Annotated in this window: 21 protein-coding genes; 16 read left to right on the top strand and 5 right to left on the bottom strand. The window is 58.6% G+C overall.

The features are described from left to right. Nucleotides 1-71: 71 nt before the first annotated feature. A complete protein-coding gene (locus tag ABRP84_RS04750) occupies nucleotides 72-1,130 on the bottom strand; it encodes a CNNM domain-containing protein (protein WP_023023440.1) in 1,059 nt (352 codons plus the stop codon). Further along, a complete protein-coding gene (locus tag ABRP84_RS04755; RefSeq protein WP_023023438.1) occupies nucleotides 1,130-2,518 on the bottom strand; it encodes a hemolysin family protein in 1,389 nt (462 codons plus the stop codon). Before ABRP84_RS04755 ends, ABRP84_RS04750 begins: the two co-directional genes overlap by 1 nt. 149 nt (nucleotides 2,519-2,667) lie before the next feature. Here ABRP84_RS04755 and hemW point away from each other — a divergent pair, with 149 nt between their 5' ends. The 11 genes from hemW to ABRP84_RS04810 all read left to right on the top strand — a co-directional run bounded on the left by hemW (nucleotide 2,668) and on the right by ABRP84_RS04810 (nucleotide 14,076). Continuing rightward, nucleotides 2,668-3,807 carry a radical SAM family heme chaperone HemW gene (gene hemW / locus ABRP84_RS04760; protein WP_023023436.1) on the top strand — a complete coding sequence of 380 codons (1,140 nt, stop codon included), beginning with the start codon at nucleotides 2,668-2,670 and terminating at the stop codon, nucleotides 3,805-3,807. A gap of 164 nt (nucleotides 3,808-3,971) precedes the next feature. Further along, nucleotides 3,972-5,012, top strand: a complete 1,041-nt coding sequence (gene hrcA / locus ABRP84_RS04765) for a heat-inducible transcriptional repressor HrcA (RefSeq protein ID WP_023023433.1) — start codon at nucleotides 3,972-3,974, stop codon at nucleotides 5,010-5,012. A gap of 80 nt (nucleotides 5,013-5,092) precedes the next feature. Beyond that, entirely contained in the window at nucleotides 5,093-6,253 is a 1,161-nt protein-coding gene (gene dnaJ, locus ABRP84_RS04770; protein WP_023023431.1) for a molecular chaperone DnaJ, read from the top strand. After that, a complete protein-coding gene (locus ABRP84_RS04775; protein WP_023023429.1) occupies nucleotides 6,253-6,996 on the top strand; it encodes a 16S rRNA (uracil(1498)-N(3))-methyltransferase in 744 nt (247 codons plus the stop codon). Before dnaJ ends, ABRP84_RS04775 begins: the two co-directional genes overlap by 1 nt. A 10-nt stretch (nucleotides 6,997-7,006) precedes the next feature. Continuing rightward, on the top strand, nucleotides 7,007-7,984 hold the full coding sequence (locus ABRP84_RS04780; protein WP_005284200.1) for a PhoH family protein: 978 nt from the start codon (nucleotides 7,007-7,009) through the stop codon (nucleotides 7,982-7,984). Continuing rightward, nucleotides 7,985-8,605, top strand: coding sequence for an rRNA maturation RNase YbeY (gene ybeY / locus ABRP84_RS04785; protein ID WP_023023427.1), 621 nt, complete (start codon nucleotides 7,985-7,987; stop codon nucleotides 8,603-8,605). Nucleotides 8,606-8,656: 51 nt separating this feature from the next. Then, on the top strand, nucleotides 8,657-9,505 hold the full coding sequence (pdxY, locus tag ABRP84_RS04790) for a pyridoxal kinase PdxY (RefSeq protein WP_023023424.1): 849 nt from the start codon (nucleotides 8,657-8,659) through the stop codon (nucleotides 9,503-9,505). 127 nt (nucleotides 9,506-9,632) lie between these two features. After that, nucleotides 9,633-10,652 carry a formamidase gene (locus ABRP84_RS04795; protein ID WP_023023423.1) on the top strand — a complete coding sequence of 340 codons (1,020 nt, stop codon included), beginning with the start codon at nucleotides 9,633-9,635 and terminating at the stop codon, nucleotides 10,650-10,652. A gap of 900 nt (nucleotides 10,653-11,552) precedes the next feature. Beyond that, complete coding sequence (era, locus tag ABRP84_RS04800; protein ID WP_023023416.1) at nucleotides 11,553-12,590, top strand: GTPase Era; 1,038 nt, start codon at nucleotides 11,553-11,555, stop codon at nucleotides 12,588-12,590. A 6-nt stretch (nucleotides 12,591-12,596) separates the two neighbouring features. Beyond that, nucleotides 12,597-13,313, top strand: a complete 717-nt coding sequence (gene recO, locus ABRP84_RS04805; RefSeq protein WP_349852878.1) for a DNA repair protein RecO — start codon at nucleotides 12,597-12,599, stop codon at nucleotides 13,311-13,313. 10 nt (nucleotides 13,314-13,323) lie between these two features. Beyond that, complete coding sequence (locus ABRP84_RS04810; RefSeq protein WP_349852879.1) at nucleotides 13,324-14,076, top strand: isoprenyl transferase; 753 nt, start codon at nucleotides 13,324-13,326, stop codon at nucleotides 14,074-14,076. Between the two features lie 44 nt (nucleotides 14,077-14,120). Here the strand turns inward: ABRP84_RS04810 and ABRP84_RS04815 are convergent, their stop codons facing one another. Then, nucleotides 14,121-14,540 (bottom strand): Fur family transcriptional regulator, encoded by a 420-nt coding sequence (locus tag ABRP84_RS04815; protein WP_084529590.1) that lies wholly within the window; start codon nucleotides 14,538-14,540, stop codon nucleotides 14,121-14,123. 194 nt (nucleotides 14,541-14,734) lie between these two features. After that, a complete protein-coding gene (locus ABRP84_RS04820; RefSeq protein ID WP_349852880.1) occupies nucleotides 14,735-14,899 on the bottom strand; it encodes an ArsR family transcriptional regulator in 165 nt (54 codons plus the stop codon). A gap of 188 nt (nucleotides 14,900-15,087) precedes the next feature. Between ABRP84_RS04820 and ABRP84_RS04825 the strand changes: the two genes are divergently transcribed. Genes ABRP84_RS04825 through ABRP84_RS04835 form a run of 3 tightly spaced genes read left to right on the top strand, consistent with a single transcriptional unit; the run spans nucleotide 15,088 to nucleotide 17,508 of the window. Then, a complete protein-coding gene (locus ABRP84_RS04825; protein WP_284853558.1) occupies nucleotides 15,088-16,467 on the top strand; it encodes a glycine--tRNA ligase in 1,380 nt (459 codons plus the stop codon). Nucleotides 16,468-16,471: 4 nt separating this feature from the next. Next, complete coding sequence (locus ABRP84_RS04830) at nucleotides 16,472-16,981, top strand: hypothetical protein (RefSeq protein WP_349852881.1); 510 nt, start codon at nucleotides 16,472-16,474, stop codon at nucleotides 16,979-16,981. Between the two features lie 11 nt (nucleotides 16,982-16,992). Further along, nucleotides 16,993-17,508: a hypothetical protein gene (locus tag ABRP84_RS04835; RefSeq protein WP_349852882.1), complete on the top strand. Its 516-nt coding sequence runs from the start codon at nucleotides 16,993-16,995 to the stop codon at nucleotides 17,506-17,508. A gap of 48 nt (nucleotides 17,509-17,556) precedes the next feature. Here ABRP84_RS04835 and ABRP84_RS04840 read toward each other — a convergent pair whose 3' ends face one another. Next, nucleotides 17,557-19,554: a TPM domain-containing protein gene (locus ABRP84_RS04840; protein ID WP_349852883.1), complete on the bottom strand. Its 1,998-nt coding sequence runs from the start codon at nucleotides 19,552-19,554 to the stop codon at nucleotides 17,557-17,559. A gap of 71 nt (nucleotides 19,555-19,625) precedes the next feature. On the opposite strand from ABRP84_RS04840, the gene ABRP84_RS04845 reads away from it, so the two are divergent. Further along, nucleotides 19,626-20,201, top strand: coding sequence for a YdcF family protein (locus tag ABRP84_RS04845; protein ID WP_284869539.1), 576 nt, complete (start codon nucleotides 19,626-19,628; stop codon nucleotides 20,199-20,201). 144 nt (nucleotides 20,202-20,345) lie between these two features. Next, a complete protein-coding gene (locus tag ABRP84_RS04850) occupies nucleotides 20,346-20,981 on the top strand; it encodes an ABC transporter ATP-binding protein (RefSeq protein WP_023023396.1) in 636 nt (211 codons plus the stop codon). Nucleotide 20,982: the final 1 nt, after the last annotated feature.

Genomic DNA, 20,982 nt, shown 5'->3' on the forward strand with positions numbered 1-20,982 from the left:
ATCTTTTGAATTTTGTTTATAAAACTATTAGGTACCGAAACCAACGGGACTGGTTGGTTTCGGTGAGGACGCTATACCGCAGGGGGAGGGGTGACCTTGTCCAGCTGCTCGGTAATCTGCGGCCACAGCTGGCCCATGATGTCATCCCACGTAAGGATCCACACGGCCTTGTCTTTATCCGCCTTGCCCACGACAACGAGCTGCTCATTGCGGGCGCGCATGTGATCGAGCGTCTTTTGCACGGTGGTAGCAGAAGAGACGGAAATCGGGTCGCGGGAAAACTCGAGGACTGGGGTATCGGGATTGGCCAAGAGGGTATCGCGCACGTGCACCACGCGGGGCACGCGGGAATCCTTGGGGAAGACGAGGACGCGCATGATGTTTTTGCGCAGGACGAGCTCTTGGAGCTGTTCCACCGTGGCATCGGAAGGCAGGGGCACAACTTCGGAGCCGTGGGCGCGCGCCATGGCGCCCACCGTGGAGTTCTCGAGCTCGATGACATCGGAAATCTGGTTGGCGGAATTATCGTCAAGCGCGCCGGTCTCGCGGGAGTGCTCGACCAAGGTGCGCAGCGTCTCGGCATCGTAGCCGGCAGCGCCGGCGCGGTCGACCGGTTCCTCACCCGTCATGGCCACCAACTTATTGGCCATCGTGTTAATCCACTTCAACAGCGGACGGAAGACCCACACGAATCCGCGGGCGGGGATGGCAATGACCTGCAGGGCAGATTCTGGGTGGGCGATGGCCCAGGACTTGGGCGCCATTTCACCCAGCACCAAGTGTAGGAAGGTGACGATGAATAGCGCGAGGATGAAGCTGGCGACATCGGCAATGCCCAGCGGCAGGCCAAGGGCCTCTAGCGGGGTCATCAGGAGGTGATGGACCCAGGGCTTGGTCACGGCGCCGAGCACGAAGGTGGCAGCAGTAATGCCCAATTGCGCGCCCGCCAGCATGATGGTCAGCTCATTGAGCGAGCGCAGGCCGGCGCGGGCGGTGCGCGAGGATTCCGCGTTTTCTTCAAGCCGGTTGCGGCGCGAGCCCATGAGGGAAAACTCGATGACCACGAAGAAGCCGGAAGCCGCAATAATGAGCAGCGTGACGATGAGGTTGAACCACCACGTATCGGTCATTATGCCTCCTCCTCTTCTTCTTCGCTGTCATGAACGTAGTCCTCAATAAGCTCGATGGCCAGGGAGGATGGCACGTGGCGGTCTACGTCATCCACGCGCATGCGAATGGAGCGAGTCGGTGCTTCGTCCTGATCCACCCAGTCGTCCGGCTCGGCCTCTAGGTCGATGGTGTGGACCTCGCCTACCTCTGGCAGGGCGCCGGCATGTGCGATGAGCAGGCCGGCGATGGTTTCAAAATCGCCCTCCGGAAGATCGTGGCCAATGGCGCGCTCGATTTCATCCAGCGGCGTATCGCCATCCACCAGCCAGTGGGATTCGTCCTGCTCGGTGATTTCTTCGGTTTCCTCGATATCGTGCTCATCGGTGACATCGCCCAAGATCTCTTCGGCCAAGTCCTCCATGGTGACGATGCCGACAAATCCGCCGTACTCATCGATGACGCAGGCCAGCTTTTGTTCTTCGCCGCGCAGTTCATCGACGACATCGGGAAGCGGCATAAGCTCCGGAACTACCAAGGGCTCGCGCATGATGGCAGTAGCGCTAGTGGCAGCAGGGAGATCGGAGCCCAAGACATCGAAAAGATGCACCACGCCGATGGGATTGTGCTCATCATCGATGACGGGGTAGCGCGTGTGGTTTTCAGACATCAATTCGCGCACCTCACCCAAGGTGGTGCCTGGGTCGATCACGTCCACGCGGGAGCGGGGGATCATGGCGTGCTCGACGTCGTGCTCTGGAAAGTCGAGCAAACGGTCCAAGACCATATAAGTATCCTCATCCAAAACGCCAGTTTCGTGCGAGGAATCGACGATGGATTCGAGGTCATCGGCTGTTGCGGAAGAATCGACGTCTTCTACCGGCTCGATGCGAAATAGCTTCAAAATCGCGTTGGAAGAGTACTCGAAAAAGCGGATGAGCCAGCCGAAAATGAGCAGATACCACTGCGTGGACGCGGCCAAGCGCAGCGCCGTTTTCATGGGCGCGGCGATGGTGTAGTTCTTAGGGAAAAGCTCCGCGAAAAGCATCGTGGCGATGGTGGAAATAAACAGCGCCGCGATGGTGCCGATAGCCACGGATACGCCGGTGGGAATGCCTACGCCGCCGAGCAGCACGCCAAGGCCCTGGCCCACTAGGGGCTCTGCCACATAACCAATGAGCAGGCCGGTAATGGTAATGCCGAGCTGCGCACCGGAAAGCATGAAGGAGGTGCGTTTGGTAATGTCCAGCGCGCGCTGGGCGGATTTATCACCTTCAGCGGCCATGGACCGCAATTGGGTGCGGTCCACAGACATGAATGAAAACTCTTGCGCCACGAAATAAGCGTTCGCGACGATGATGATTCCGATGACGACAAAGCCAGCCAGGATCATCAAAATAGCCGATAACATGAGTTACTCCCCACCGCCTATAAGGTGGCGGGGACATCGACTGGGAGGCTCCACTGAAGGTACCTTTCTATACGCGGGAAGTTGGCAATATACTACATGTTTAACACCCATTTCGGCCATTTTGTTCCCCGCCTATTAGGGTTTGATTCATGACTGAACCATTCGGGCTGTATATCCACGTTCCCTTTTGCGCCACCCGCTGCGGCTATTGCGATTTCAATACCTATACCCCCGGCGAGTTGGGCAGCCCGCGAGATCTCACCGGACCGTACCTCGACGCCCTAGACAAGGAGCTGGAGATGGCGGCTGGCCGCGTGGGGCGCACCGCGGATACGGTTTTCATCGGCGGCGGCACTCCCTCGCTCTTGGGTGGTCAGGGCCTGAGCCGCATCCTGGATACGGTGCGCTCTACTTTTGGGCTTAGCCCAGGTGCCGAGGTCACCACCGAGTCCAACCCGGAGTCCACCTCGCCGGAGTACTTTGCCGCGCTTGCCGATGCCGGCTTTAACCGCATCAGCCTCGGCATGCAGTCCGCCTCGCACAGCGTGCTCCAGGTGCTCGAGCGCGCCCACACCCCCGGGCGCGCCTTCGACGCCGCGCGCGAGGCCCGTGCGGCCGGCTTCCAGCACGTTAACCTCGACATGATTTACGGTACGCCCACCGAAACCGACGATAACGTCCGCGAGACCTTGGACCGTGTGCTCGAGACCGGCGTCGACCACGTCAGCGCGTACTCGCTCATCGTAGAAGACGGCACCCGTATGGCCCGCAAGGTGAATAAGGGACTGTTGCCCGCTCCGGATGAAGACGTGCTGGCCCGGCGCTACGAAATGATTTCCTCCACTCTGGAAAACGCCGGATTCGAGTGGTACGAGGTCTCCAATTGGTCGCTGCCCGGCGGAGAATGCGAGCACAACCGCATTTATTGGGTCGACGGCAACTGGTGGGGCGCAGGTCCCGGTGCCCACTCCCACTTAGGCGACGAGCGCTTTTACAACGTCAAGCACCCCAACCGCTATATCCAAACGATAGGAAACGGTGAGCTGCCCATTAAAGACAGCGAAACCCTAACGGGGGCAGATCGCCACATGGAAAAGGTGATGCTCGGCCTGCGCCTGCGCGAGGGCATCCCAGAATCCTGGCTCGATGCCCACGCAGCCCCTGCGTTGGAGGGCTTCATCGACCGCGGCCTGCTCGAGCGCGCCGGCCAGCGCGTGCGCGTGACCAAGCGCGGGCGCCTGCTTGCCGATGGCATTGTCTCCGACCTCCTCATCGCCGAAGAGTCCTAGCCGCCGCCAGAAAGTTCTTATATTTTCCCCTGAACCACCAAAACCTCTTATTCGGGCTTATTCTTGTTAGACTTTTAAGATTGGCACTGGATTTACGCTGTATTTATAGAGAGACGCCGGTACATCGACTTAAACTAACCCGCAGAGAATAGGAGCGTTGAGAAGTGTCCACCTCAACTGATGCCCGCCGCAAGGAGGTCCTGCGGGCCATCGTTGCGGATTACATTGCCTCCCAAGAACCCGTCGGTTCCAAAACGCTGGTAGAGCGCTACCGGCTGGGCGTTTCTTCCGCGACCATCCGCAATGACATGGCTGTGCTGGAATCTCAGGGTCTGATTTCGCAGCAGCATGCCAGCTCAGGGCGCGTTCCCACGCAGCAGGGCTACCGGCAGTTCGTTGATTCTCTCCACGAGGTTAAGCCGCTTTCTACCCCTGAGCGCAAAGCGATGCTGAACTTCCTGGAAGGCGGGGTAGACCTCGAAGATGTGCTTCGCCGCTCCGTGCAGCTTTTGGCCCAGGTCACGGAGCAGGCGGCCGTGGTGCAGCTGCCCAATTTGAAGGTCTCGCGCGTCAAGCACTGCGAGGTGGTCACGCTATCTCCGGTGCGGGTGCTGCTCGTGCTGATTACGGATAATGGCCGCGTGGATCAACGCAACGTGGAACTGGATGAGGTCATTGACCAAGACCAGACGTATCGCCTGCGGGACATCGTCAATAATGCGCTAGTGGGCAAGACGCTTACTGATGCCTCCGTGGAGCTCGCCCACCTCGTCGATGACGCCCCTCTAGATATCCGCCACCACGTGCTCAAGGTGGCGACCACGCTCATTGAAACCTTGGTGGAACAGCCTTCCGATCGCCTGATTATGGCGGGCACCTCCAACCTCACCCGCGTCGCCCGCGAATTCCCAGAAGGCCTGCCCAAAATTATCGAGGCCTTAGAAGAACAGGTCGTCGTCCTGAAATTGTTGGCGCGGGTGCCGGATCTGGGCAATGTTTCCGTGGTGATTGGAGACGAAAACGAAGAGGATCAACTGCGTGATGCCTCCGTCGTTGCCGCCGGGTATGGTTTTGGAACCGGGGGACAGGCGGCGACGCTGGGCGGCCTCGGCGTGGTGGGCCCGACGTTTATGGACTATTCGGGAACAATCTCTAAGGTCTCTGCTGTTGCACAATACGTAAGCGAAATTTTGGCCGGCGAGTAGTGCGGGTAGACTAGCCGGTCGCTACATAAATTTTTTCAAGGTAATACCAACAAGACGATCGAGAAGGAATATCTCTAACAGTGGCTCGTGACTATTACGGCATCCTCGGTGTTGATAAGGACGCAACGGACCAGGAAATTAAGAAGGCGTACCGCAAACTGGCCCGCAAGTATCACCCGGATGTGAACCCGGATGATGAGGCAGCGGCGGAGAAATTTCGCGAGGCCTCGGTTGCCCAAGAAGTTTTGCTGGATCCGCAAAAGCGCCAGATCGTCGATATGGGCGGCGATCCCATGGAGCAAGGCGGCGGTGGCGCTGGTGCCGGTGCCGGCGGATTTAGCGGCTTCGGCGGCGGTGGCTTAGGTGATATCTTCGCCGAGTTCTTCGGCGGTGGCGCCGGCGGCGGATCCCGCGGGCCTAAGTCGCGCGTGCAGCCCGGCAACGATGCCCTCCTGCGCACCCGAATTACCCTGGAAGAGGCTTATACCGGCCTGAAGAAGAAGGTCACCGTCGATACCGCGGTGCTGTGTGATTCCTGCGGCGGCACCGGCTCGAACTCCAAGTCCAAGCCCGTTACCTGCGATAACTGCAATGGCATGGGTGAGATCCAGGAGATGCAGCGCAGCTTCTTGGGCAATGTGATGACCACCCGCCCGTGCCCGAAGTGCCAGGGCTTTGGCGAAATCATTGAGGATCCCTGCAACCAGTGCGCCGGCGATGGCCGCGTGAAAAAGCGTCGCGACCTTACGGTGTCCATCCCGGCTGGCATCAACGATGGCATGCGCATCCGCATGGCCTCCCAGGGCGAGGTCGGCCACGGCGGCGGGCCCGCAGGTGACCTTTACGTTGAGGTGCACACCCAAGAACACGAGGTCTTCCAGCGCAATGCGGATGACTTGAACGTCACCGTGCACGTGCCGATGATCGACGCTGCGCTGGGCACCAACTTCACCATCGATCAGCTTAATGGCGAAGAGCTCACCATCGATATCGAGCCGGGCACCCAGCCAGGCGAGTCCATCAAGGTCGAGGGCGCGGGCATGCCACGCCTGCGCACCGATGGTTACGGCAGCCTGTTTGCCCACGTGGATGTGGTCGTCCCCAAGGATCTGGATCGCAAGAGCCGCGAGGCGCTGGAAAAGATCCGCAATACCCGCGATGAGGGCGCCCGCGTGCGCACCGCCAGCGACGGGCAGGAAGACTCCTTCTTTACCCGCCTGCGCGATAAGTTCCGCCGCTAATGTCGCTGCCCGTCTTCATCCACCCGGATCTCTCCGCCGCCCAGGCCGGAGACGCCATCACGCTGTCTGGGCCTGAGGCGCGCCACGCCGTGACGGTCAAGCGGATGCAGCAGGGGGAGAAGCTGGCGCTTATCGATGGCACCGGAATCCGCCTTACCCTCACCGTCACCGAGACCTCGGGCAAGGACCACTTGACCGGCACCGTCGAGTCCGTTACCCAGCTACCGGAGCCGAATCCGCGGGTAACCGTGGTGCAGGCGATTCCCAAATCCGAGCGCGCCGAGCTAGCCGTTGACTTGGCTACACAGGCAGGGGCGGATGAGATCATCGCCTGGCAGGCGGATCGCTGCGTGGCCAAGTGGGACGGGAAGAAGGCGCCGAAGGCCATAACCAAATGGCAGGCCGCAGCCGAAGCGGCCGCAAAGCAATCTCGGCGAGACCGCATCCCGCAGATCCGCGGCCCGCTGACTACCCGCCAATTGGTTGCGGAGCTAGCAGAGCGCGCAGAATCCGCGCGCGTGTTAGTCCTGCACGAGGAAGCCACCGAATCCATCCGCGAGGTGGACTTGCGCGGCGAGGTCTTCCTCCTGGTCGGCCCCGAAGGCGGAATCGGGGAAAATGAGCTGACAACCCTGCGCGAGGCCGGGGCCGTTCCTATCAAATTGGGCCCGGAGGTTTTGCGCACCGCCAGCGCGGCGATGGTGGCCTTGGCGGCTATCGGCATGCGGACTGAGCGCTGGTAGCCTATTAGACGTGCCTATCATCACCAAGAAATGTGAGATCGATTCCGCGTATGTCAGCAGCGTTTTGGGCAGCGCGGACGATAACCTCCGCGTGCTCAATGACCGCCTCGATGCGGACCTTTTTGCCCGCGGCAATATTGTCACCGTCACCGGCCCCGATTACGAGGTAGCCCGCGCGGCGAAGATCCTCGATGAGCTCGAGGCCATCGCTAGGCGCGGCCATGCCGTATCTACCGATACGGTCAAGCACACCATGGACATGGTCGCCGTAGAGGCGCCGCAGTCGGTGGCAGCGGCGATGGCGGCGGACATCGTCAAGCGCCGCGGCAAGTCCATCCGCCCTAAGACCGTGGGGCAATCCGAATATGTGCAGGCCATCGACAATAATACGGTGGTCTTTGGCATTGGCCCGGCCGGTTCCGGCAAGACCTACCTGGCGGTGGCGAAGGCCGTGCAGGCGCTGCAAAATAAGCAAGTCTCGCGCATTATTCTTACCCGTCCGGCGGTCGAGGCGGGCGAAAACCTGGGCTTTTTGCCGGGTACGCTGAATGACAAGATCGACCCGTACCTGCGCCCGCTGTATGACGCGCTGCGGGACATGCTCGATCCAGAGATGATCCCCAAGCTGATGGATGCCGGCATCATCGAGGTCGCCCCGCTGGCGTATATGCGCGGGCGTACGCTCAATGATGCTTTCGTCATCCTTGATGAGGCGCAAAACACCACGCCGGCTCAGATGAAGATGTTTTTGACCCGCCTGGGCTTTGGCTCCACCATCGTGGTCACCGGCGATATTTCCCAGGTGGATCTGCCGCGCGGGCAGGTATCCGGCCTGCGCATCGTGCGACGAATTCTCAATAACGTGGACGATATCCACTTTGCGGATCTCAGCGCCCAGGACGTGGTGCGCCACCAGCTGGTCGGCCGCATCGTGGATGCCTATGATTCCTTTGACAATAAACAGGCTGCGGAAAACGAGGGGAAATAAGTGAGTATCGAGTTTCTCAACGAGTCGGGTTTTGATGGCGTCAACGAGGAGATGCTTATCGATGTCGCCTCTTTTACCTTCGGTGCCATGGACATCAACCCCGATGCGGAATGCACCATTACCTGCGTGGATCTGAAGTCCATTGAGGATCTGCACATCCGCTGGATGGACTTGGAAGGCCCTACCGATGTCATGAGTTTTCCCATGGATGAGCTTACCCCCGGCGCCACTTCTGGTGGCGGGCGCCCCGATGCCGCCGATCCGGGCCCTGCCATGCTTGGCGATATTGTCTTATGCCCCGAGTTCGCTCTGCGACAGGCCGATGCCGCCGGACATTCGCTCGGGCACGAGCTCGCGCTGTTGACGGTGCACGGCTGCCTGCACTTGCTGGGCTACGATCACGCCACCGCGGCGGAAGAAAAGGAAATGTTTGCCCGGCAGAATGAACTGCTGGCGGATTGGTACGATGACCTCGTTGCACGCGGGAAGAGCTACCAGCCAAAGCCTTCGGGCCCGAAGGCCTTTCCGGATGCTGCCGAGCGAGCACGCCTCGATGAACAGGTACCCGGCGGCGGCATCCCCGCGATTGGGGAACCACGCGACGAGGAAACCCAAGAATAATTTCGCCCATTCCTTTGTCTCTGTGCATAAGCAGTAGCACAATGGATAGCTATGACTATCCTTTCCATCCAGTCTCATGTCACCTACGGCCATGTGGGAAATTCCGCGGCCGTCTTTCCTCTCCAGCGCGCCGGCCACGAGGTGTGGCCCGTGCACACGGTGAATTTTTCCAACCACACTGGATACGGTGACTGGGGTGGACCGATGATTCCGGCCAGTGATGTCACGTCGATCATCGATGGCATCGAAAAGCGCGGTGCTTTTGAAGGTATCGACGCCATCCTTTCTGGCTACCAGGGCGGCTCCGACATTGCTGATGCCATCGTGGACACCGTTCGCCGAATCAAGGCCGTCAACCCCAAGGCGCTGTACGCTTGCGACCCCGTGATGGGTAATGCGAAGTCGGGCTGCTTCGTTTCAGATGACATTCCGCCGCTGCTGCGTGACCGCGTGGTGCCCGTGGCCGATATCATCACCCCGAACCAATTTGAGCTGGGCTACCTTACCGGTACCGAGGTCAATACCTTGGACCAGACCTTGGCTGCGGTGAAGAAGGCGCAGGAAATGGGGCCGAAGACGGTATTGGTTACCTCCGTAAAACGCCCGGAAACCCCTGCGGATCAGATTGAGATGCTCGCCGTTGATGGTGAACGCGCTTTCTTGCTCTCGACCCCGCTGTTGCCGGTTAAGCGCAACGGCTCTGGTGACGTGACCGCGGCGCTGTTTACTGGCCACTACGTTGAAACCGATGACGTGAAAGAGGCGCTGCGCCGCACCGCATCTTCCGTCTATGAGCTTCTGCGCACGACGTATGAGGCGGAATCCACTGAGCTGCAGCTTATTCAAGCTCAGGACGCCTTCGCCCACCCGAGTATGCAATTCCAGGCGGAGGAGCTCTAAAGCTGCACTGGTGGAGTGGTGTGGTCTGCAATCCGAGACAAGTAATCCGCTGTTTTGGTGCATAACTTGGTGAATACCTATAAAGTGATAGGTGTAACGTAATCAACGACGTGATTGGAGTCCCGTCTTGTCCAGCACCGGAAGTATCAGCGCATCCCCCGACGGCCTGTTGATGGCCCTTATTCAATACCCAGTTCCCGTAGTCAATTCCCCGGAAGACGTTCAAGCAAACGTCGATGAAATCTGCCGCATGGTGGCCTCGACCAAGGCTGGCTACCCAGACCTAGATCTCATCGTCTTTCCGGAATACTCCTCTTCGGGCCTGAACACCAAGATTTGGTCCTACGATGAATTCCTCATCGGCCTCGATGACCCCAAGGTGGACCAGTACAAGCAGGCTTGTAAGGATAACGACGTCTGGGGCGTCTTCTCCATCATGGAACCCAACCATGAAGAGGGAAAGCCGCCGTTCAACACGGCGATTATCATCAACTCCGACGGTGAGATTGCGCTGCACTACCGCAAGCTGCAGCCATGGACCCCCATCGAGCCGTGGTACCCAGGTGACCTGGGCATGCCGGTATGCGATGGCCCCAAGGGTTCCAAGCTTGCAGTCAATATCTGCCACGATGGCATGTTCCCCGAGCTCGCCCGCGAAGCAGCGTATAAGGGAGCCAATGTTTATATCCGCATCTCGGGCTATTCCACCCAGACCCAAGACCAGTGGATCATGACCAATAAGACCAACGCCTTCCAGAACCTCATGTACACGGCATCGGTGAACTTGGCGGGCTATGACCAAGTCTTCTATTACTTCGGTGAAGGCAATGTCTGCAACTACGACGGCCACATGATTTCTGAGGGCCACCGCAACCCGGGCGAAATCGTCACTGCAGAGGTATTCCCAGCGCTGGCTGATAAGGCGCGCATCAACTGGGGCCTCGAAAACAACATCTTCAACCTGGGTAATCGCGGCTATGTTGGCTACCCAGGCGGAAAGACCGAAAACTACCTCACCTGGGTAGAAGACCTCGCCAAGGGCGAGTACAAACTACCGTGGTCCGACGATGTCCGTATTAAGGACGGCTGGAAGTACTATCCGGACGGACCGCAGCTTGGCCCGCTTCCGGACGAATTCAAGAAATAGGTACACGGCTATTAGCTACTGAAGGCCCCGCACCCTCGTACATTTTGAGGGTACGGGGCCTTCGGGCTGGTGTTGGGCCGATCGAAAATGCAAAAGGTCAACGTCCTCGGGTATATCTGAGCGCGATTTGCTACATTTCAGGTGCGAAAATGCTCAGTTATAGCAGTGGACCTATAGCATCTGCGAAAAGCCGACGGGGCACAGCCTGAAGACGCAGCTCTAGAGGCCTTGTGCCTGCGAGGGCGTTTCCGCAAGAGAATCGTCGTCATAGGATTCTGGTGACGCTCCGCCCTGCGGCGTTCCCGAATATGGAGCGCCACCGTTGCAAAGCTCTGGCCATTCGTCTGGATAAAGCAAGTGTCCATTAAGGCCACCGCATACTCGTTCCGCGCGCATGGAACGCTGGAGTGCAGGGGTATTGCACAGTTCGGTTTGGTGGGAAGAGTCATCAGAAAACTTCCCGAATGCTCCAAGGCCTATTTCGCAATACAGCAGCTCTGGCTCAGCGGCTGCCGCCTGCGGTTGTGCACCTGGCTCCTCAGCTGCTACTTGGGTTTCTGGTTCTGTTGGGATTTCGGTAGTGGGCTCTTGCGTGGTTGATTGTGCAATGCTGCTCGATGAGGTCGCACTAGGTGAGCTGGAAGATGGACTGATTGAAGTACTGGTGGATTCCTCTTCGGAAGGCGAGGGGCCAGCATCAGGGGATGAACAAGCACTAATGGAAATGGTGAGGATGGCACCTAGGAGCAGTAGGGGAGACTTGGTTGGCATGGCGGAGTGTCTTTCAGGAAGCGGTGAGAAATACACCGAGGAGGAGAGAACGGTCTTAGCTTAGCCTGCAGATTTGTTAGTGCGTGAAACAATCGGAGATTTTGGTGCGGTGGGTTATCATTGCAGGTAATGAGTTCTGACATTGATACACAGTTTGATGCGGCATTCGAGGGCCTGCCAGATGACCCCGATGATGCTGCTCCGGAAGCCGCCGGGGAGAAGGCAGCTCCGTTAGATTATTCGCAGTACACGGATACCCCAGAAGGATTCCGCTCTGGATTCGTATCCTTTGTGGGCCGCCCGAATACGGGTAAATCCACGCTGACCAACGCGCTGGTGGGCCAAAAGATCGCCATTACCGCGGACCAGCCGGAAACGACCCGCCACACCATCCGCGGTCTGGTTCACCGCGAGGACGCACAGGTCGTCGTGGTGGATACACCGGGTCTGCACCGCCCCCGCACCTTGTTGGGCGAGCGGCTTAATGAAGTGGTTAAAGAAACGTATGCGGATGTGGATGTCATCGGCTTGACCATTCCTGCTGATGAGAAGATCGGTCCGGGTGACCGGTGGATCCTGGATAATGTGCGCTCGATTGCGCCGAAGACCCCCATCATCGGCATCGTGACCAAGCTGGATAAAGCCTCTAAGGACCAGGTGGGCGCGCAGCTTTTGGCCTTGCACGAGCTCTTGGCGCAAGAAGATCCGGAGGCCGTGGTGATTCCGGTTTCTAGTAAAAAGGGCGTGCAACTGGATGACTTGGTGCAGGTCATCGTGGAGCACTTGCCGGAGGGCCCGAAGTTCTACCCGGATGATCACATCACGGATGAGGGGCAAGAAAAGCGCATCGAAGAACTCATCCGTGAGGCTGCGCTCTCTGGCCTGAAGGCAGAGCTACCACACTCGGTTGCGGTGCAGATTGATGAAATGCTGCCTTCGCGCACGCGTGAGGGAGTGCTGGATATTCACGCCATCATGTACTTGGAGCGTCAAGGGCAAAAGCGGATCATCGAGGGTAAAGATGGCCTGCGTTTCCGCCGCATCGTGGGCAATGCCCGCAAGGAAATCATGGAGCTACTGGGCCAGAACGTGTACCTGGATCTGCGCATCAAGGTGCTGAAGAACTGGCAATCTGATGCCAAGTCGCTGGGCAGGCTCGGGTTCTAAAAGGCCATGCGCGAAAATTATCGCGACCGCGCCGTGGTCATTCGCTCCTATGATTTTGGGGAAGCCGACCGCGTCATCGTACTGCTCACCCAAAACCATGGGTTGGTGCGTGCGGTGGCCAAGGGCGTGCGCCGAGCAAAATCCCGCTTTGGATCGCGGCTGCAGCTCTTCGTCAATTTGGATGTGCAGCTGTATATAGGAAAGAACCTGGCCACGATTTCCCAGGCGGATACGGTGAATTATTTTGGTGCGCGCCTCATCGAAGACTACGAGCGCTATACGGCCGCCTGTGCGGTCTTGGAATCGGCCGAGCGGCTCATCTACGCGGATGGAGACGGCGACCCGTACCTCTACAACGCGGTGGTGGCGACGCTCGAGCAGCTGCAAACCGAGGAGCCGACGCAAACGCTTGATGCGTTCTTATTGCAGGCCATGGCGCATGCCGGCTGGGCACCGAGCCTTTTTGATTGCGCCCAGTGCCAGCGCCCCGGCCCGCACCATGCCTTTCACCCGGCCGTCGGCGGCGCCGCCTGCCACGAATGCCGGCCGCCAGGAGCTGCGGAGGTGGATCCGGAAACCCTGCACCACTTGTGGCTTTTGGCACATGGCTACCCGACGGATCCGACTAATGCGCAGCGGCAGGAGGGGCATCGGCTAGCGCGGGCGCACCTGCAGTGGCACATGGAGCGAAATGTGTCCGCATTACAGGTGATGGAACAGTAAACTGTAGCCCGTGATTACCCCAGATCCTTCTCGTCGCCTGACCCCGCCGAATATTCCGGATGAGCTGCTGCCACGCCATATTGCGTTGGTGATGGACGGCAATGGCCGCTGGGCCCAAGAAAAGGGCATGAAACGCACGGAAGGCCACCGCAGGGGAGAGGCGGTGCTTCTCGATGTCGTCGATGCCTGCCTCGCCGCCGGTGTACCGTATCTTTCGGCATATGCGTTTTCCACTGAAAACTGGCGGCGCAGCCCGGAAGAGGTGCGCTTTTTGATGGGCTTTAATCGCGATGTGCTGCGGCGGCAGCGCGAGTGGCTCAATGAGCGCGGCGTGCGCGTGGTGTGGGTAGGGCGTCGCCCGCGCCTGTGGCGCTCGGTGATTAAAGAGCTTGAGGCCGCCGAAGAATTGACCAAGAATAATACGAAAATGACGCTGGCCATGTGCGTTAATTACGGTGGCCGGGCGGAAATGGTCGATGACGTGCGCCAGCTTGCGGAAAAGGTCGCCGCTGGTGAAATCCGGCCGCGCGATATTAAAGAAAGCACCATCGCAGAGCATCTCTATGATCCCGGCATGCCGGACGTGGACCTATTCTTGCGGCCTTCCGGTGAGAAGCGCACTTCGAACTTCCTGCTGTGGCAGTCCGCTTACGCCGAGATGATTTATCAGGACAAGCTATTTCCTGATTTCACACCGGAGGACCTCTTCGCCGCCATTGAGGAATATGCCCGCCGGGATCGCCGCTTCGGTGCTGTGAAGTAGGGAAGTAGCAGCTAAGGAAGGCGCGCGAGCCTACCGTGCGGTGACTACTGTGCGGCCGCGCACTGCGAACAGACGCCGAAGATCTCCGCGTCGTGGCCGGTAAGCTCGAAGTTGTACTCGGCGGCTACGGCCGAAGCCCACTTTTCAATGGGTCCACCATCGATTTCTTCGGTGCGGCCGCATTTGGTGCATACCAAGTGGTGGTGGTGCGCATCGGATTCGCAATGGCGGTACAGGGTCTCGCCATTGGGCATGTGTAGTGCATCTACGGCATCAATATCGGAAAGAGATTGTAGGGTGCGGTAGACAGTGGTGAGACCGACTTTTTCTTGCCGCTCTTGGAGCTGGTGATAAATTTCCTTGGCGGAGGCGAACTTGTCGATGTCCCGCAGGACCTCAACAACCGCGGTGCGCTGTTTAGTATTGCGCGAGCCGAGCTTGGGGATACTCTCATGAATGGACATGACATTCATATTATCAACTCTTTTTCAACAAGCGCTATAATAAATCGTCTTTATATGCAGACCGGTTATTAAGAGGCGATTTTCGCGGCGTCTTCCAAAAGGGTTAAAACCTCCGGTGCGACCAGAGAGTATGTCACCTCGCGCCCATTGCGCTCAGAGCTGACAATTCCTGCTTGCTTAAGAACTCGCAGGTGCTAGCTAATCAGCGGCTGGGACTTCCCAGTGGCTTTAACCAGCTCGTGTACGTAATGGTCGCGCTCCGCTAGGCGGGTAATAATGGAAATGCGCAGCGGGGAATCGAGGGCCGCGATAACGCTTGCGGCCGCAGAGTTATTAAATGCTAATTGAACGGTCGTCATAGGGAGTGGGCACCTTCAATACGGTATCTATTATCTGTCGACCACTACTATATTACCTCAAGTTGTTCATTACCTGTACATTAACCGATTTAAATTTGCACCCCCTGATCCCACTACTGATGGGGGATAAGGGTTAGACTGAATGAGATTGTCACGACTATCCCCTACCAGAGGAGTCCTTTACAACCATGGCATCCCTTATCGATACCGTTGTTAATCTGTGTAAACGCCGCGGCTTGGTCTACCAGGCGGGTGAGATTTACGGCGGTTCCCGCTCCGCTTGGGACTATGGTCCTCTTGGTGTGGAGTTGAAGGAAAACATTAAGCGCCAGTGGTGGCGCCACATGGTCCAATCTCGCCCCGATGTCGTAGGTGTGGATACCTCCGTCATCCAGCCGCGCCAGGTGTGGGTCTCCTCCGGCCACGTGGAGGTTTTTACCGATCCCCTGGTGGAATCCCGCCACACCGGTAAGCGCTACCGCGCCGACCACTTGCTCGAGGCCTACGAAGAAAAGCACGGCCACGAGCCAGAAAACGGCCTGGCTGATATTAACGACCCGGAAACCGGCCAGCCGGGTGACTGGACCGAGCCGAAGGCCTTTTCTGGCCTGCTGAAGACCTTCCTGGGGCCAGTCGATGACGAGCAGGGCCTGCACTACCTGCGCCCGGAGACCGCACAGGGCATTTTCATCAACTTCAAGAACGTGATGACCTCCTCGCGCATGAAGCCGCCATTCGGCATCGCCAATATTGGTAAGTCCTTCCGCAATGAGATCACCCCGGGTAACTTCATCTTCCGCACCCGCGAGTTCGAGCAGATGGAGATGGAGTTCTTTGTCAAGCCTGGCGAGGACGAAGAGTGGCACCAGTACTGGATTGATGACCGCTACAAGTGGTACACCGACCTGGGCATCAAGGAAGAAAACCTGCGCCTGTACGAGCACCCAAAGGAAAAGCTGTCGCACTACTCCAAGCGCACCGTGGATGTGGAGTACGCCTTCGGCTTCAAGGGCTCCAAGTGGGGTGAGCTGGAAGGTGTGGCCAACCGCACCGACTATGACCTTTCCGTCCACGACAAGGGCTCTGGCGAGGATCTGTCTTACTATGACCAGGCCAATGATGAGCGCTGGATTCCGTACGTCATCGAGCCGGCCGCTGGTTTGGGCCGTTCCATGATGGCCTTCCTGGTAGATGCCTATGACGAGGAAGAGGCACCGAACGCTAAGGGCGGCACCGACAAGCGCGTGGTTCTGCGCTTGGACCGCCGCTTGGCGCCCATCAAGGTTGCCGTCCTGCCGTTGTCCAAGAAGGAGGAGCTATCCACTCCGGCCCGCGAGCTGGCGGATAAGCTGCGCGCCTACTGGAACGTGGACTTCGATGTCTCTGGAGCCATCGGCCGCCGCTACCGCCGTCAGGACGAGGTTGGTACGCCATTCTGCGTCACCTTCGACTTCGATTCGCTCGAGGATAACGCAGTAACCGTGCGCGAGCGCGACACCATGGAGCAAGAGCGCGTAAAGATTGAGGATCTTGAGTCCTACCTCTCCGCGCGCCTGATTGGGTGCTAAGCAGATGCACTACACCAGCTGGGATCGCTCCGAGCGCGACAAGCCCGTCCTCCTCGTTGAGGAGGGCCCGGAGCGCCTAGGCGTCTTTGCGGAACATTCCGCCGATGTAGACGGGAACTTTTGGCGCGTCGAGGTCAGCGATTTGGGGGCTTCGGCCACGCTTGATGATGGCTCCGTTTACCGCCTTGCTGGCCGCCTCGGCCGCGATAAGCGCCTTGAAGCCTCGCTCAATGGCCGCACTTTTCACTACGTCAATGAAAATAGCGGCGATTGGATCATTGATGATGTCGATGATAATAAGGTGGCGCAGTTTTCCGCTAAGAACTCCGGTGTGCGTAAGGCCATCTTGGAATTCGAGGACGATGCAGAAGGTCTGAGCACCGCCGAGATCGCCGGTCTGAGCTGGTTTACCCGCGCGATTTTGGAAAAGAACACCAAAAATTCCGCGTGGGTATGGATCATCACGCTGGTATTGGCCTCCATCGTCGCCCTGTTGGCGGTGTTCATTTTCTAATGGCGGGAACGATGCCGTGGCAGTGGAATGGTGCTACTCTGCGCGATGCGCGCGGAACCGATATCGCTTGGGTGCGAGACGGAGCACTGACCATTGCCGGCGCGCTCTCTGGGGATCCCACACAACCAGATACGCTTTTTGACGTGGAGACCTCGCTAGACGGGACGACCGCATCCCCGCGCTTTTTCTTGCGGGCGCTGCCGCGTGCCAGCCGCAGCGCGGACTCCGAGGCAGCAAAGCAGTGTGAAGTCTCGCAGGCGGGTTTGACCGTCACGCGCCTGCGCGCTACCTGCGGAGACACCCACTATCTTTTGGAGCGGTCCGCAATCTTTGGTAAGCAGCGCCGCATACTGGCCCTTGCCGAAGATGGTAGCGCGGAGGGCTCCGAAGTTGCCCGCCTTAACCCGCGGGGGAGCGGCCTAGAGTTATCCAACCCCAGCGGGCAGGGCCTGCCGGAGGTGGATGCAGTGGTGCTGAGTTATGCCTGCCTGCTTGTCGATGCCACACCGCGCATCGTGCGCGGCTAACCGCCAACCAGCAGGCCTTCCAAGCCGGCGGCTTAGAAGGCACCGCCCTTAGAAGGAGCCGCCGCGGAAACCGCCTCCGCCACCGCCGCCGGAGAATCCTCCGCCGCCGCCGCTGAAACCACCGCCGAAGCCGCGGCCACCGCCGCCAAGGATTTGGCCCAACACCATACCGGTGATGATATTGCCGGCCGCAGAACTCGTCTGCTGGCGTTGTTGCTGGCGGCGATACTCGTCGGAATCATCCTTGGCCCGCTGCAAGGCGGCTTGCGCTGCGGCAACGGCTTCCCGGGAGGATTGCAACGCGCCGCGGATATCGCTGCGCTGGGTGTGCAGGGCTTGGGCGTGGAGACGCTTGGCATCGGCAAGCGCGGTGCGGGCGCCGGAACCAACAATGCGCCCGCGCGAGGAAATGAGATCCTCGGCGGCCTGAATATTGGATTCTGCCACCGACATTTGCTGGTGGAAAAGCTCGATCTGGCGCGCGTGGGTAGAAGTCTTTTCCCGCACGCGGTCAAGACGTTCATCAAGCTCGGTATCGATGCTCATGAGCGCGGTGTGCTGGCCCAAGGGATCCGTATCGCCCTGCTGCTTGGCGTCAGTTACCGCGGCGGAAGCGCGCTCAAGCAGCTCCTCGAGGGCCTCCCAATCCGCCTGGGTTCCCTGGGATTTGCCTTGGCGCTCTAGCTCGCGGGCTTCCTCGATTTCGCCCTCGACCTCGGTGATAAGCGCACCCAGATTACGGCGGGCGGAGGAAATATTCTCCTCGGCGTGCTCCACTCCGGTCAGGAGCCTATCGGTGGCCTCCGTGGCGTGCTCGATATCGCGGATAAGCCCCACGAGCGAACCTTGTTTCCCGGCCGGCTGGCCTTGCACCTCGCGGGCTTGGTCCAGGAGCTTTTCCGCCTCATCGAGGGAGGCGCTCGCCAATTCAGGGTTATCTGCAATGGAGGATAAGACCTCTGTGGGGTAGTCCTTTTGAAGCTTTGTGAGGGTACCTTCGGCGCCCGGCAGGCGAGTGCGCAGCCCGACGGTGCGCTGGGTGAGTTCGTCCAACTTAGAGTCGCTTTGCAGCAGCAGGTCTCGCATCCGGGCAAACTCTTCTGCCTGGCTATCCAGTGCGTCATCGGCTTGGCCGCAGGTGGAGACTATTTCTACCAGCATTTGCCGGCGCTCGGCCTGGGATTCCGGTACCGCATCATCGAGGCGCTGGCGAATCTTGAAGGCCTTTTGCAGGGTAGAGGTGGAATGATTCATCGCCTTGGTAAACGGGCGGGTGCGCTCCGGCCCGAATTCAGACAGGGCGATATTGAGCTCTTCCTTGCCGCGGCGGATGGATTCATCCGTGGAAACCAACTCTTCCTGGGCCAATTTATCCAAGGTATCTAGCGGCAGCCGGTTTAATTGATCGGTATCTTCTGGCGCAATCTCGCGGGCAGACTCTAAAATCTTTGCCTTACTCTTCTTTGTATTGCGGCGCGAGTAATACCAGACGCCACCTCCTGCAGCGACGATGGCGGCGGCGCCACCGCCCAACCAGGCCATGCCAGAAGAATCGGAGGAGCTGGAGTTACCAAGGGCAGCATCGGCAAGCGCGATCGCAGAAGCGCCGTATTCCTCATTGGAGAGCTTGCTATAGGCGGCATCGTACATCTGATCCAGGCGGCCCTCGGGCCATTGATCGCCGGTCTGCACGCCCACCTGGCGCTCGTTCACGCCAACGACATAGGCCGCGGAATTCGGGCCCTTCTCGTTGACGATGTTGCGTGCATAGCTTTCTGGATCAGTGCCAAGATCGTTTGCGAAGACAACGAAGATGATGAGCGACTGGTCTTTTTGTAGCTGGGTGATCTTCTCATTGATCTCCCTAATTTCCTCGGTGCTTAAGACCCCTGCCTTATCGTTTACCCTATCCGTCACCGCTGCCGTATCCGGGGCTTGGGCGATGGTAGTGGTCTCCGCGGCTAGGGCCTGGCCTGCGCCAATGGAGGTGCAGCCGAGCAAAAATGCCGCGATGGTAGCGCGGCCGATTCGTGCACTAAGATTCATGCCCACAACTCTACCTGCCCGAACGCCCAATCCGGAGAACCTCCTCTGCAGGCAGTAGGGTGGGAAGTATTGTGAAATACGTCGTTGTTTTAGGCACCGCGCAATACGATGGCCGCCCCTCCCGCATCCTAGCCGGGCGTCTGCGCCATGCCGGGGAGCTGGCCACCTCCCGCGGCCTGCCCGTTATAACCGTCGGCGGCCAGCTGCCCGGGGATCGATTTACCGAGGCCGGGGTCGCGCGCGATTACCTGCGCGAGAACTTCCCTGGGCTGCAGGTATCCGCCGTGGAGGAAGGCCTCGATACGCGTGAGTCCTTAGCTGCGGTTATCGATGCCCACGGCCTTGCCGATGCCATCATCGTCACCGATCCCTTGCACAGGTTGCGCACGTGGGTCATCGCCAAGCAAGAAGGGCTCAATGCCTCGGTCTCGGGCACGCCCTATTATCCCGCCCGGCGCTTTTCCAAGCCCTGGTGGCGCTACCTCGCGCACGAATCCGGCGGGCTGTTTTATATTGGGCTCGCCAGCATCGTTTCTCCCCGGTGCGCGCGTGCCTGGAAAAGGCGCCTGTACCGTATTGAACTGATGCTGCGGCCGAATCAGAAGCTGCGGCACGAAACGATGCAAAATAAAGAAAGGACTCCTTAAATATAAAAGTGATTTTCATATGCTATTTTATAGGCTGATGATAGTTTTTAAATAGGGGATCTTGTTTATTGATGTGGTTATCGGGTCATCATGAAAAGCTATCCTCGCACATTTTGAAATGCTTCGGAGATTCACGTGGAGAACATGCTGCAACTAGAAGACCTAGTGGTACAGTTAAGCAGGAAAAGTAGACCGTTATTTTCCATCAATTCCGTGCATGAGCCAGGTACCCTCACCTGGATTCGTGGAGCCTCTGGGTCTGGTAAAACTACACTGCTCCGTGTGGTTTGTGGCCTCCAAAAACCCACATCGGGAACAGTTAACATCTTCGGAAACAATTTGTGGAGCTCTTCTGAAAAGGACAGAGATAGGCTTCGAGCGAAGTCAATGGGAATTGTCTTTCAAGATTCCGGCATAGTCCCCTGTCTGACGATCGACGAAAACCTATCCTTCGCTCGAGAGCTAAGTGGGACTTCTACAACGCAGGAAGACAATCGTTCGCTGTTGGCTCAATTTAGCATGAGTGAATATGCTGACTCACTTCCACACGAGCTTTCGGGCGGGCAACGTCAACGTGCAGCCATAGCCACGGCGATTTCCAAAGGGCCTCGACTAATTCTCGCAGATGAGCCAACAAGCGCGTTAGATGAGAAAAATGCGTACTCAGTATTGCGCTATTTGCATAACTATGTAAAAGAAAACCGGACAATCGCATTGGTCGTGTCCCATGACGACCGATTAGAGAAATTTACTGATCAGGTCTTGGAAATCGGGGGTTAAC

The organism is Corynebacterium sp. KPL2861 (genome assembly GCF_040225475.1).
Classification (GTDB): Bacteria; Actinomycetota; Actinomycetes; order Mycobacteriales; family Mycobacteriaceae; genus Corynebacterium.

What these genes read in the sequence shown, in the direction of transcription:
- ABRP84_RS04750 (WP_023023440.1), bottom strand. Translation starts at nt 1,130, where the DNA reads ATGACCGATACGTGGTGGTTCAACCTCATCGTCACGCTGCTCATTATT.
- ABRP84_RS04755 (WP_023023438.1), bottom strand. Translation starts at nt 2,518, where the DNA reads ATGTTATCGGCTATTTTGATGATCCTGGCTGGCTTTGTCGTCATCGGA.
- hemW (WP_023023436.1), top strand. Translation starts at nt 2,668, where the DNA reads ATGACTGAACCATTCGGGCTGTATATCCACGTTCCCTTTTGCGCCACC.
- ABRP84_RS04775 (WP_023023429.1), top strand. Translation starts at nt 6,253, where the DNA reads ATGTCGCTGCCCGTCTTCATCCACCCGGATCTCTCCGCCGCCCAGGCC.
- pdxY (WP_023023424.1), top strand. Translation starts at nt 8,657, where the DNA reads ATGACTATCCTTTCCATCCAGTCTCATGTCACCTACGGCCATGTGGGA.
- era (WP_023023416.1), top strand. Translation starts at nt 11,553, where the DNA reads ATGAGTTCTGACATTGATACACAGTTTGATGCGGCATTCGAGGGCCTG.
- recO (WP_349852878.1), top strand. Translation starts at nt 12,597, where the DNA reads ATGCGCGAAAATTATCGCGACCGCGCCGTGGTCATTCGCTCCTATGAT.
- ABRP84_RS04815 (WP_084529590.1), bottom strand. Translation starts at nt 14,540, where the DNA reads ATGTCCATTCATGAGAGTATCCCCAAGCTCGGCTCGCGCAATACTAAA.
- ABRP84_RS04820 (WP_349852880.1), bottom strand. Translation starts at nt 14,899, where the DNA reads ATGACGACCGTTCAATTAGCATTTAATAACTCTGCGGCCGCAAGCGTT.
- ABRP84_RS04825 (WP_284853558.1), top strand. Translation starts at nt 15,088, where the DNA reads ATGGCATCCCTTATCGATACCGTTGTTAATCTGTGTAAACGCCGCGGC.
- ABRP84_RS04830 (WP_349852881.1), top strand. Translation starts at nt 16,472, where the DNA reads ATGCACTACACCAGCTGGGATCGCTCCGAGCGCGACAAGCCCGTCCTC.
- ABRP84_RS04835 (WP_349852882.1), top strand. Translation starts at nt 16,993, where the DNA reads ATGCCGTGGCAGTGGAATGGTGCTACTCTGCGCGATGCGCGCGGAACC.
- ABRP84_RS04840 (WP_349852883.1), bottom strand. Translation starts at nt 19,554, where the DNA reads ATGAATCTTAGTGCACGAATCGGCCGCGCTACCATCGCGGCATTTTTG.
- ABRP84_RS04850 (WP_023023396.1), top strand. Translation starts at nt 20,346, where the DNA reads ATGCTGCAACTAGAAGACCTAGTGGTACAGTTAAGCAGGAAAAGTAGA.